A 12,510-nucleotide genomic window follows, 5' to 3' on the forward strand; every position below is an offset into this window, starting at 1 on the left:
CAAAGGACTCGATCATGACCGCCGACACCAACATCGCCCAAGCCTCGATCAGCTTCCGCATCGGCACGCCGCTCTGGATGCCCGAGCCGCGCTTCCGCGAGTTGCTCGAACTGTTCCGCAAGTACCGCGGCGTCACCGATGAGATCACCTTCTTTACCTCCGAGACGCACCCGCCGCTGCCGCTGGAGGTGATCCGCCGGCGCTCCGAACTGCTCGTTAGGCGCATGGTCGACGCGCGGACGCTCGGCTGCCGATCCGGCATCAACATCCTCGCGACCATCGGGCACCACGAGGAAAACCTGCCCAACTCTCTCCAAGCCGACTACCCGCGGGCCACCGATATCGACGGCCGCGCCAGTCTCGGCTCGTTCTGCCCGAGCGATGAGCCCTTCCGACGCGACTACGTCGTGCCCGTCTACCAGGCCCTCGCCGCCGCTGAGCCGGACTACATCTGGATCGACGACGACGTCCGCCAGTTCGGCCACCTGCCGATCCTCTACACCTGCTTCTGCGACGCCTGCATCGAACGCTTCAGCCGCGAAATCGGACAGGCCTTCACCCGCGAGTCGCTCAAGCAGGCCATCAACGACGCCCCGCTCGCCGACAAACTCCAACTCCGCCAACAGTGGCTCGTCCACCAGCGCCGCATCATCCACGAGCTCTTCGCACTGATCGAGCAGACCGTCCACGCGGTCAAGCCCGGCCTGCCGCTTGGCTTCATGACCGGCGACCGTTTCTGGGAAGGCTACGACTTCGACGGCTGGACCGACACGCTGGCTGGGCCCGAGCGGGCCGAGGTCCTCTGGCGGCCCGGCGGCGGCTTCTATCGCGATGAGTGCATGTCCGGCCTCGTCGATAAGTCTCATGCAGCCGGCCGCCAGTGCGCGTTCCTGCCGCCGACCGTCGTCCGCATCCAGTCCGAGATCGAGAACTTCCCCTACCAGCGGCTCCGCAAAGCCGAGCACGTCACCGCCCTCGAAGCCGCCTCGCATATCGCCGCTGGATGCACCGGCGCTGCGTTCAACGTCCTGTCGATGTACGACGAACCGCTCGACGAGTACCATCCGCTGGTCGCGACGCTGTTGCGCCATCGGCCTTTCTTCGACCGCCTCGCCGTCGCCTTCCAGCGGTCCGCGTGCCTCGGCGTCCGCACCGGCTGGAATAAGGACACCGCCGCCTGCACGAATCTCGACTCCGGCGACTGGTTTCACCCGGATGATCCGCTCGCCTGGCTGGGTCTGGGCCAGAACGAGTTTTTCGAACTCGGCATTCCCGCCGCCTACGCGCCCGACGGCGCCTGCGTCACGCTCCTTTCCGGCACCCAGCCGTACGCCTTCTCGCACGGCCAACTCGAGAAGCTATTATCCGGTGGCGTCATGCTCGACGGTCCCGCCTTGGAGAATCTCAATCGCCTCGGCTTCGGCGAATTGACCGGTTTTGCCGTCAAGGGTTCCTTCGACCGCGACGCCATCGAGCAGCTTGCCGACCACACACTCAACGCGCCCTTTGCCGGACGATGCCGCGACGGACGACAGTCCTTTCATCCCGGCATCGCTTACGCCCTGGAGCCGACCGATGCGAACGCCCAAACCCTCTCGCGCCTCATCGACTACGCCGCCCGCCCGCTGGCCGGTTGCGCTGCCGGCGTCTTTGAAAATCGCCTCGGCGGCCGCGTCGTCGTCGCCGGCTATTACCCTTGGCAGCACCTCCAGAATCTTTCGAAGGCCACGCAGATCAAGACACTTGTCCGCTGGCTCTCGAAGGACGCGCTGCCCGCCCTGGTCCAAAGCTACCACAAGATCAACCTCTGGACCCGCCGCACCGCCGACGGCCGGATCGCCACTGCCCTGATCAACGCCAGCCTCGACCCCGCCGAAAACATCCAACTCCTGTTACAGACGCAGGATACGAAGATCGCCGCTGTGGATATGTCCAACCGTGAGCAATCGCTCGTCACTGAACCCGCCACCGGCCCATACCGCCGCCTCACCATCCCGCGCCTCGCGCCCTGGCACATGGTTTTGCTGCTATAAGCAGTAATCGCTTTTGCTCGCTAACTAAACTTTCAAGACCTGACCCCATGGGGTCAGGTCTTGAAAGTTTAGTTAATCGTCCGACTTCTCTGCCTGCTGACCTGAAGCGTTAGCGTCCCACCCCTCGAGCACGATGAAGGGACTTCGAGAACGCGCCGTAGCATTCTTACGGGGAGCCGGCGACCCAGAAGTCATTCGGGCCGTCGTCGTAGAGGTTCCTTCCCCAGATATCGCGATGATTAGCAGCCAGGTCGCGGATGTGCATGGGTTCGGTGTGGCCGTCGACGAAGGTAACGTTGGCTTGGCGGTGGTGGCGGGCGCCGACGCCGTTGTACGACTCGACTTCCGGGACGGCGGCGTTTACGTACGCGCTGCTGTCGGGATAGCCGTCGCCATCGGTGTCCAGATCGGCTGGAAACGTGACGAAGTCGTACAGCCAGGGGCTGCAGAGAGTCTCGCTCCGGGCGATGATGCCCGACGGATCCGGAATGCCAGGATCACGGATGCCCGAACACGATCTTCTTGACCTCAACCCCTTCGACGGCGTTGAGCTTCTCGAAAAGCTCCTGGCACTTCGCCTCGTCGCCGAACATCTCCAGCACCAGCAACCCGTTCGGCGAGCAGGAGTTCTGGTCCACCTCGTGCAAACCCAGGCGGGTCTTGATGTAACAGCCGTACTCGCTCAGCAACTGCTGAACCGTCGGGACGTGCCGGATCCGCTCGGTGATGTGAACTCCGAAGATCAAGTGGTTTCTGACGTTCATATTCCACCCTTGCCTGAAAAGTCCTTCGCACAACTCCGCCCGGCCGCGCCGGCCGGAGACGCCGCCGCCATTGTACCGTTCATCCCGTTCCGCTGCGACCGCCGTTTCGGCGAATTTGGGGTCAGGTCTTGAAAATTAAGTTAACGTGTCGCATCCGATCCGCCCCCCAAACAATTGCCCCGGACCGGAAATCGTTTCCCGGTCCGGGGCCGTGGATGGATACTCAACACTCGATTGTAAGCCCGCCGTCAGGCGATGTACTTGCCGCGCGGCGTGTAGCCGGTGTGCAGCAGCTTGTGGCTCAGGTGCCCGCACGGGCCGTCCTTGAGGAACTTCTGGTACATCATCAGCACGGCGGGGTTCTCGTGCGACTTGCGCACCTTGTACGCGGCGTCCTCGGCGTAGATCGCCTTGGCCCGCGCCGCCCGGATCGCCGGGCTCGTTGGGATCGGCTGACCGCCGCCGCCCAGGCACCCGCCCGGACAGGCCATGAACTCGATGAAGTGGCACTCGCTGAACTTGCCGCCCGCCTTGATGTCCTCGAGCACCTTCTTGGCGTTCGCGGTCCCGTGGCAGATGCCCACCTTCAGCGTGGCGCCCTTGAGCCAGTCCCAACTGTCGACCAAGCCCTTGAGAATCTCCGGCACTGGCCCGACCGCGGTGATCGGCAGCTCAGCGTACTTGACGCCCTCAAACCCGCGCACTGGAATGACGTTGGCGTGATCGAAAAGGTTCTCGATCTTCACGCCGCAGACCAGCTCGACCACCGTCCGGATCGCCGCCTCCATCACGCCGCCGGACGCTCCGAAAATCACGCCCGAACCCGTCGCCGACCCGAACGGATCGTCGAAGTCGCTCTTGGGCATCGCGGGCAGGTCGATCCCCGCCTCGCTGATCATCTGGGCCAGTTCGCGGCTGGTCAGGCCGTAGTCCACGTCCTTATAGCCGCTGTCCGTCATCTCCGGCCGGTTGCACTCGAACTTCTTCGCCGAGCACGGCATCAGGGCCACGCTCACGATGTTCTTCGGATCGATCCCCTTCTCCTGGGCGTAGAACGTCTTGATCAGCGCCCCGAACATCTGCTGCGGGCTCTTGGCCGACGAGACGTGTGCCAGCATCTCCGGATAGAAGTGCTCGATGTACTTGACCCAGCCGGGCGAACAGCTCGTAAACTGCGGCAGCGCCACCGAACTGTCCTTGTCCACCAGCGCCTTCTTCAGCCGGATCAGCAACTCCGTGCCTTCCTCGATGATCGTCAGGTCCGCTGTGAAGTTCGTGTCGAACACCTTGTCGAACCCGCAGCGGCGAAGCGCCGTGTTCAGCTCGAACGTCACCGCCGTGCCCGGTTCGAGCCCGAAGCACTCGCCGATCGCCGCCCGCGGCGACGGAGCGGTCTGAATCACCACGTGCTTCTCCGGGTCGTCGATCGCCGCCCAGACCTCGTCGGTCGGGTCGTTGGCCCGCAACGCCCCGGTCGGACAGCGGTTGATGCACTGTCCGCAGTTGATGCAGACCACCTCGCCCAGGGGCTTGTCCATGAACGTGCTCACCGTCGCGTGCGAACCGCGCTGCGTCACGTCCAGCACGCCGACTTCCTGGAGATCGATGCACGTCCGCACGCACCGCCGGCACATCACGCACTTGTTCATGTCGCGGACCACCGCGTAGCTCGACCGGTCCACCTCGTGCTCCGGCTTCGCCATCTGGCCAAACCGGAACGTATCGACCCCGTACTCCTTCGCCAGCGCCTGCAGCTCGCAGTTGTTGTTGCGCAGGCACGTATAGCACTGCCCGTAATGCTTCGAAAGCAGCAGGTCCACCACGTGCCGACGCGCCCGCCGCACCTTCGGACTGTGCGTCCGCACCTTCAGCGGCGAGGTGATCGGATACGCGCACGACGCCTGAAGCGTCCGCTGGCCCTCGATCTCCACCACGCACACCCGGCACACGCCCGCGATGCACAGGTCCTCGTGATGGCACAACGTCGGAATGCGGATGCCCAACTGCTCCGCCGCCTCCAGAATCGTCGTGCCCAGCGGGACCTTGATCTCGTTGCCGTCTATCGTCACCGATACCTGGCCGCCGATCGCGCCGGGGTCCTTGGCCTTCGCCGACGGACCCGGCCGCTGGCTGACCGGAGCTCGTGTTTCCGCGGTTTTCTCTGCCATGCGTCAACTCCTTGCGGTTGAAAATGTCAGTTGGACCCGTTCGTCCGGCCCATGATCTCGTCCCGGAAATTCGCCACGATCGAAAGAAACGCGTTCGCGCTCGACTGGCCCAGGCCGCACTTGCTCGCCACCTGCATCGTCTCGCCCAGCGAGCACAGCTCGCGCAGGTAACGCGTCGAGCACCGCCCGCCCTCCAGCAGCTCCACGCCCTCCAGCAGCTTCGCGTTGCCTTCGCGGCACGGCGTGCACTGCCCGCACGACTCGTCCACGAAGAACTCCAGGAAGTTCCGGGCCACCTTCAGCATGTCCCGCTCCGGACCGAATACGATGATCGAACCGCCGGTCGGAATGTCCTCGAACGCGATCGTCCGTTCGAACTGCGAAGCCGGCACGCAATGGCCCGACGCCCCGCCGATCTGCACCGCCTTGGCCCCTTCGCCGCCCACCTCCTTGAGCAATTGTGAGACCGTGATGCCCATCGGAAACTCGTACACGCCGGGTTTCGCGCAGTCGCCCGACACGCTGAACAGCTTCAAACCCGACGACTTGGCCGTCCCGATGCCCTTGAACCACTCCGGGCCCTTGCCCAGAATGCACGCCACCCACGCGAACGTCTCGACGTTGTTGACGATCGTCGGACGTCCCTCAAAACCGGTGTCCACCGGGAACGGCGGACGGTTACGCGGCTCGCCGCGATTGCCTTCCATCGACTCGATCAGCGCCGTCTCTTCGCCGCACACGTACGCCCCCGAGCCCATCCGGATCTCGACGTCGAAGTCGAACCCTTCCTTGCCCATCACGTTGTGGCCGAGTGTGCCCTCCTTGCGGCGCTTGGCCAGACACGCCTCCAGGCCCTCCCGCAGATACGTGTACTCGGCCCGAAGGTAGAGCACGCCGCGGCGGGCCCCGATCGCATACCCGCCGATCGTCATCCCTTCAAACACCAGATCCGCATAGTCAGAGAGAATCACCCGGTCCTTGAACGTCCCCGGCTCGCCCTCGTCCGCGTTGCACACCACGTACTTCTCACCGCTCCGGGCCGCCGCCGCGAAGTTCCACTTCACGCTCGTCGGAAACCCCGCCCCGCCACGGCCGCGAAGGCCCGATGCGTCCAGCGTCCCGATCACGTCCGCACGGCTCCGGCCCAGCGCAGCCTTGAGGCCCGCATCCGCCGCCACCGTGTCGTACGTCAACTTGCCCGTCGTTGTCTGCACCATGCTAGTGGCCCTCCTTATGCGAAGCCGACGCCGCGCCCGCGTACTGCGTCACCGTTCGGCGGCACGCCTCGATGATCGCGTGCACCTTCTCCGGCGTCACCTTCGTGTGCACCTCGTCGTTGACCAGCATCGCCGGCCCCTGGTCGCACATGCCCAGGCAGTTGGCCCACTCCAAGGTAAACATCCCGTCCCTGGTCGTCTGGCCGAAGTCAATCTCCAGGTCGTTCCGCAACTGCTGGGCCACCCGCCCCTTGCCCGCCATGTCGCACGCAATCGTCTGGCACAGCCGGATCACGAACCGCCCCTGCGGCTTGGTGTCCAAGAAGCTGTAGAACGTCACCACCCCGTAGACCTCCACCGGGTGGATGCCCAGCATGTCCGCGACCTGCTGCATCGCAAAGTCCGACACGCAGCGGTACTTCTTCTGAACATTCTGCAAAATCGGCATCAGGGCGTCCCGCCCGCTGCCGTACTGCGACACCCATTCCTGGATGTCCTGTTTCATCCGTTCCTGTTCCGTCACCAGCATGCCGTTAGCCCTCCTTCTTCAGTAGTTCGTCGACCTTCGAAACCAGCGTGGACGGATCCAACGGCTTGGCCAGGAATTCATCCACCGGAACCACGTCCTCGTCCTTCCCGAAGTCCATGCCCGTCACGTGCGAGAGGTTCGTCAACATCAGGATGGGAGCGGAAAAACCGCTGCGACGCAACTCCTGGGCCATCGCCACCCCGTCGTCCGGACGGTCCATCATCACGTCCAAAATCAACAAATCGGGATTCTGCTTCGAAATCGCCGACATCCCCTCCTGCCGGCTGCCCGCCGATGAAATCTGGTGACCCGCTCGCTCCAGAGGGATCCGGCTCGCCTCCACCACGTCCGGATCATCGTCAATGATGAGTATCCTGGCCATCCACGTCTCCTTTCGAACTTATAGTCTATAAACTAAAATCGCCACACAGGCGATCAGAAGACCGGATTGTTAAGTGTTATAATAGAAAACACCGTTCAGTTATACTCAACGCTCAGGCATTCGCTGTGAAAAAATTCACAACTACACCCTTAATTCTAGCCCCTCGCCCGTATTTTTCAACCCCTTTTCTCCCCGAATTCCTCAAAAAACACCCCGGTCGATAGGATTGGCGTCTCACGAAAACCTATGCTATCCTTGCATTTGGAAGAACGCAACAATTTCATACGAACAATGATCGTGCAAGAGGTGAGAAAACCCCAAACGCCACCAAACGCCAGCGGAATTAAATGTTACTTATATTCACTTTCACTGCCCCATGACGGCAGTCTCCCCTTTGAACGGCCCAACCTGACATAAACCACCCCTTGGGACCACTTCAAGTCCCCTCCGAAGGCCGGTAGAACCACACCAACGCCAGCAGCCTAGCCCGCCAGGTGATTGACCAGCGTCTTGACCCCAAGCCCCGTCAGGGCCACCCCGCCCGCCAGCAGCGCCCATCGCCCAAGAATCCCACCAAGCCGGCGGCCGAACTCCAACCCCACGACCGCCAGCCCAGCCGTCATCACCGCCAGAACCACCGCCGCCAACCCGATCGGCTGGCCCGTCAACCCCAGCGACCCGCCGACCGCCAAAGCGTCGATGCTCGTCGCCACCGACAAGACAACCAGACTTAACCCCCGCGACGGATCCGAACTGTACGTCGGAAGTTTGCCCTCGTACCACTCCCACAGCATGTGCCCGCCGATCGCCCACAGCAACCCCGCCGCCAGCCAATGGTCGTAAGCCGACAGGTACTGGTTGATAAACGCCCCGGCCTCGTATCCCAAAACCAGGAGACCGACCTGAAACAGCGTGAAATGCCAGCCGATGCGAAATACCGTCCGAAACGTAATCGGCTGATACCCCATCCCCACCGCCGCCGCAATGGCCAGCGTGTCCATGCTCAGACCCAGGGCGACAATCACAATCGTAAAGTACGACACCGGTTCTCCATTCCTGCCGCAGCCAAATCCGACAACCAAGCCGATCTTAGCGACCCACGCGCCGCGCCTCAACCGTATTGCCCGCCCACGCCGCAACGGATGGCTAATCAGCTCAATATGAGCCAGCCGTGATCCGATGAATCTCAGATGGACTGGAGCTGCGCCCATGACTGAGCTGGCGAAAAAGCACTGGCCGCCCATCGTTGCCGCAGCCGTCCTGCTGGCGACGGTGACGGCTTTTTATCTGACCTCCCTCGCCCAGAATGACGGCCGCTTGGTCTACGCCCTCGACGACGCCTACATCCACACCGCGATGGCCGCCAACTTCGCCGAGCACAGCGTCTGGGGCGTGACGCGCTATGGCTTTTCCTCCGCCAGTTCATCACCGCTCTGGACGCTCATGCTGGCCGGTACGTTCTATCTGTTCGGCGTGATCGAAGCCGCCCCGCTGGTGCTCAACGCACTGGCCGCGGTGGCCGTGCTGATCCTGACCTACGCCATCCTGCTTCGCCACACCGCTAATCGCCGGGCGATCTTCGCCGTCCTGCTGGTGGTGGTCTTCCTGATTCCGCTGCCGACCCTGATCTTCGCCGGCATGGAGCACACGGTGCAGGTGCTGATCAATGTGGCCTTCGCCTACCTGGCCGCCGAATTGCTCTCGCGAGAAAAGACCGGTGCCTCCCGCCGGTTCGGCCGGGGTGAACTGGCCCTGGCGATCCTGGCTGCCCTGGTCATAACCGTGCGATACGAGGGCATGTTCCTGCTCGGCATCGTCTGCCTGCTGGCGCTGCTGCGAGGACGGGTGTTGCTCTCAATCGTCGTAGCCGCAGCCGCCGCTGCGCCGATCGTCGCCTATGGCCTGATCTCGCTCGCCCACGGCTGGCACTTCTTTCCCAATTCGATCATCCTCAAGGGCCAGACTCCTGACCTCTTCACACCCTCCGGCGCGCTACACTTCCTTTTGCACGGCAGCGACGACTCGACCCTGAAAATCCCGCGCGTGGTCACGCTGATCGCCATGATCGGCCTGGTCGCCCTCTTCCGTTCGTCGCGGGCCGACGGCCTCTGGCGACGCCACACGCTGATGATCGTCATCTTCGCCACCGCCGCGCTCCTGCAGATCCAGTTCGCCAAGGTCGGCTGGTTTTACCGCTACGAAGCCTACCTGCTCGCCCTCTTCATCGTGACCGGCGCGGTCTGCGTGCTCGAGGACCTCGCGACCAAGGACGTGCGCCTCGACCGCCGGATCCTCGGGCAGCACAAGTTCGCCACCGCGGTCATCACACTGGGCCTCGCCGTCTTTCTGCTTCGCGGCGCGCTCGCCCTCAAGGAAACCACGCAGGCAATGCACGACCGCTGCCTCGAGCACATCGCGATGGCCCGGTTCGTCGAAAGGTACTACGACGGTCAACTGCTGATGGTCAACGACATCGGCGCGATCTGCCACTACACCAACGCCCGCGTGCTCGACATGTTCGGCCTCGCCAGCCTCGAACCGGTGGCGTTCCGAAAGAAACCCGACGGCTACACCGCCGCCGACGTCCACGCCTGGGCCGTCGAACAAGGCGTCCGAGTCGCCATACTCAGCGTCGAATGGGATGAGGTCGCGCCGCGGATACCAGAGCAGTGGACGCTGGTGGGCTTATGGCGCCTACCCCGAAACGTGGTCTTCGGCACCACCGCGGTCGGGTTCCTCGCTATCGATGCCGCAGCCGTCGATGAACTCGCGGCCAACTTCAAAGACTTCGCCGCCAACGTCTCGCCCGAAGTCGCCCAGAAAGGCCTGCGCCCGGACCCGGCCTACGTGAACCGGTAGCGACGCCGTCGCCTCGACGCGATAACCGGCGCTCAATCGGCGCTCGTCCAGTACCGCGGCGGTTTGTGCCCTTGGTCGATCGTTGACTCTTCGAGATATCCCTTGCGATACGCCTCCTGCAGCGTCGCCGCCATCTCGCTCCGCAGACGATCCAGCTTCGACGCCAGCCACGGCATGCGCTCCGGCCGCAGGTTGTACGTCATCAGGATGTACTTGTCGTCCTTGCCGCGCGAAGCGCCGCGGTACACCCACTGCCGCGCATCCCACAGCACGCGGTCGATCCGCTCCAACAGGTCGCTCTCCGTTGCCGCCCGCGCGTCCGACCGGCTGCGGATCACCTTCGAGGCGTGCCGCAGCAGCCACAGATACTCGTAATCCTCCATGCCCTCGCGCAGGTTCTCCGCCCGAATGCTCGTGAGGATCTGGTCCTCCGGCATCCCGTCCTTCGGCGGGTAGATGATGTTCCCGTCGCCCGGAACGCAGAAACCCTCGCTGTACCACTGCTCCGGCGGGTTCCACGGATCGCAGAACTGCCACCACAGGTTGCTGAAGTACTCCATCATCGGCAGATCGTCGTACCACGTGTGCCATGCGTCGAGCCGATGATTGATCGCCTCGCGGTCCATGCACAGGTTCAAACTGCCGTCGAGGGTCAATCCCAGCGCCTTGCCGTAACATCGCGCCTCAGCCACCGGCATCCGGTCCAACGGAAAGTCCGGACTGCAATACGCCCGCATCGTCCAGATGTCCACCGACGACAGCAGCGTCCGGTCGAACGGCCACGCGCTGGCCATCACCGCCATGTTCCCGACCACCGGCCGCACCGCACGCACGTAGTCGCGCAGCGACCGGATCGGCTCCTCGCGAGTCTCGTAGTGCGGACAGATCGGCTCGTCGCCCGCGTACCACACGTACCGCTCGCGCACCGGCCAGCCCTTCTCGTCGGCCAACTCCAGGAACAAACGCCACAGGTTCCGCTGATACTCCAGTTCCTTCTGACCCTCCTCCGTGTCGATCTGCGGGAAGTTCGTCCCGTAGCCGACCAATCCCGTCCTCAGCCACATGAACTGGAATACGCCCGGAAATTCCTTCCAGAACTGCGGAAAATACTCCGCCACCACGTCGCGATTCGCAAACACCCACTCGCCGCTTGCGTCCTGCTCGACACGGACCTCCGGCCACACCACGCCCGGCTGAAGCCGATGCTTCTGGTACCACCGGTAGTGCGCCCGGATCAGCCGGATCTGCCGCTCGATCGGCCACTCGTAAAACCCTTTGTAGAAACTGCTCGCCGCGTTGCAGAGCCGAAACTCCACCAGCGACGCCAGGTGCGGAAGCTTCGGCATCGGAAAATCCCAAACCCGAACCGGCAGGCGAAACGAACCCAACTCCTTCGATCCCGCCAGCACCCGGCAGGCGAGCTCGAAATCGCCCGCCGCGGCGCCGCGCTCGCTCCGAAGCGTCAACCAGAACGATCGGTTCCGCTCAGCCGGCACGTCGATCCGAGGGTCGTTCAAGAGCGGGTCCGGCGTCAGGCCCGTGCGTACCTTGCTCTGTTTGATGTCCACCAGCTCCGCCGGCTGGCACTGAAATGTCACGCCCTCCGGCAAACCCTCCGCCTCGACGGTCACATCCTCCAACGCCTCAGCCGACCGCAATGCAATCTGAAACGGCTCGTACTCCCCGCGGCACAACTCCAGCCGCGGCATCGCCTCGGGCGCAACCTCGAACGGATCCTCCGGATAGACCTTATAGTGCGGCGAAACCCGGTAAATGCTCAGTCCCTCCGACGCCAGCAGCGGATGACCCACAATCGTCGGGCCCGGCTCGGCCAACGCCGCAACCGCCTCATCCTCCACCGGCGACGCCAACCCCAGATTGTCGTACGCCACCACACCACGCGACGTCAACCGCACGCTCGACGGAGCGCGATGATCCGTCTTCTCCCACTCCGTCCATGCGTAAAACCCGCCGCCCCGCGGACCATACCGCGCCCGCACCCGCCGCGCTGCCAGGTCCACCTCCAATTGCACCGTGTACCACGCGCTCACCCGCAACGCCGAACCGCCCGGCAGCGGAACCGTCTTGTACTGCTTCGGCGTCTCCTTGACCGACAGCTCCACCGCCGGCAGGCCATAGTCGCACGACAAGCTCACCCGTCCCAGCGGCGACCACGGATGCTCCGTCCGATACTCGACCATCGCGAACGGACTATCGACCGTGCCGGTCTCCTCGAGGCGGACATCGATGCTCAGCCGCTGGACCGCCGCCGCCTCCTTCGACATCACCCGCGACCACTGAATCGACATGCTCTCGCCGCCCGCATCGTCCGCCCGCAACACCTTCGACCCGCCCGACTCAACGATGCCGAACCCCCCCGTCGCCGCCGCGGTCGCCTCAAACCAGCCATCCCGCTCCGCATCCGGCGCCCACGACTTCGTCACGCCGTACTGCTCAAACTCCTCAATGCACTCCGCTTCCGCATGCGCTACCGCGGGAAGCCACATTAACCACAACCCGACCGCCCAACAGGCGCAGTGTCTCATCCCATTATCTCC

General features: G+C 63.7%; 10 protein-coding genes. 2 read left to right on the plus strand and 8 right to left on the minus strand.

Annotation, left to right across the window (positions count from 1 at the left end; all coding sequences use genetic code 11):
* The first annotated feature begins 14 nt into the window (after nucleotides 1-14).
* Entirely contained in the window at nucleotides 15-2,033 is a 2,019-nt protein-coding gene (locus GXY33_12485) for a hypothetical protein (protein ID NLX05948.1), read from the plus strand.
* Nucleotides 2,034-2,199: 166 nt separating this feature from the next.
* Here GXY33_12485 and GXY33_12490 read toward each other — a convergent pair whose 3' ends face one another.
* The 7 genes from GXY33_12490 to GXY33_12520 all read right to left on the minus strand — a co-directional run bounded on the left by GXY33_12490 (nucleotide 2,200) and on the right by GXY33_12520 (nucleotide 8,136).
* Nucleotides 2,200-2,565, minus strand: coding sequence for a hypothetical protein (locus GXY33_12490; protein NLX05949.1), 366 nt, complete (start codon nucleotides 2,563-2,565; stop codon nucleotides 2,200-2,202).
* A complete protein-coding gene (locus GXY33_12495) occupies nucleotides 2,531-2,797 on the minus strand; it encodes a hypothetical protein (GenBank protein ID NLX05950.1) in 267 nt (88 codons plus the stop codon). The genes GXY33_12490 and GXY33_12495 overlap by 35 nt, the downstream gene beginning before the upstream one ends.
* A 248-nt stretch (nucleotides 2,798-3,045) precedes the next feature.
* A complete protein-coding gene (locus GXY33_12500; GenBank protein ID NLX05951.1) occupies nucleotides 3,046-4,965 on the minus strand; it encodes a 2Fe-2S iron-sulfur cluster binding domain-containing protein in 1,920 nt (639 codons plus the stop codon).
* Between the two features lie 26 nt (nucleotides 4,966-4,991).
* Nucleotides 4,992-6,182 carry a dehydrogenase gene (locus GXY33_12505; protein NLX05952.1) on the minus strand — a complete coding sequence of 397 codons (1,191 nt, stop codon included), beginning with the start codon at nucleotides 6,180-6,182 and terminating at the stop codon, nucleotides 4,992-4,994.
* A gap of 1 nt (nucleotide 6,183) precedes the next feature.
* Nucleotides 6,184-6,711: an NADH-quinone oxidoreductase subunit NuoE gene (gene nuoE / locus GXY33_12510; GenBank protein ID NLX05953.1), complete on the minus strand. Its 528-nt coding sequence runs from the start codon at nucleotides 6,709-6,711 to the stop codon at nucleotides 6,184-6,186.
* Nucleotides 6,712-6,715: 4 nt separating this feature from the next.
* Nucleotides 6,716-7,093, minus strand: coding sequence for a response regulator transcription factor (locus GXY33_12515; GenBank protein ID NLX05954.1), 378 nt, complete (start codon nucleotides 7,091-7,093; stop codon nucleotides 6,716-6,718).
* A gap of 482 nt (nucleotides 7,094-7,575) precedes the next feature.
* Nucleotides 7,576-8,136: a manganese efflux pump gene (locus GXY33_12520; GenBank protein ID NLX05955.1), complete on the minus strand. Its 561-nt coding sequence runs from the start codon at nucleotides 8,134-8,136 to the stop codon at nucleotides 7,576-7,578.
* A 166-nt stretch (nucleotides 8,137-8,302) separates the two neighbouring features.
* Here GXY33_12520 and GXY33_12525 point away from each other — a divergent pair, with 166 nt between their 5' ends.
* Nucleotides 8,303-9,952 carry a hypothetical protein gene (locus GXY33_12525; GenBank protein NLX05956.1) on the plus strand — a complete coding sequence of 550 codons (1,650 nt, stop codon included), beginning with the start codon at nucleotides 8,303-8,305 and terminating at the stop codon, nucleotides 9,950-9,952.
* Between the two features lie 32 nt (nucleotides 9,953-9,984).
* Here the strand turns inward: GXY33_12525 and GXY33_12530 are convergent, their stop codons facing one another.
* The gene (locus GXY33_12530) at nucleotides 9,985-12,396 is read right to left on the minus strand and encodes a DUF4091 domain-containing protein (protein ID NLX05957.1); all 2,412 of its coding nucleotides are present in this window, start codon (nucleotides 12,394-12,396) and stop codon (nucleotides 9,985-9,987) included.
* Nucleotides 12,397-12,510: the final 114 nt, after the last annotated feature.

This window comes from Phycisphaerae bacterium (assembly GCA_012729815.1).
Classification (GTDB): domain Bacteria; phylum Planctomycetota; class Phycisphaerae; order JAAYCJ01; family JAAYCJ01; genus JAAYCJ01.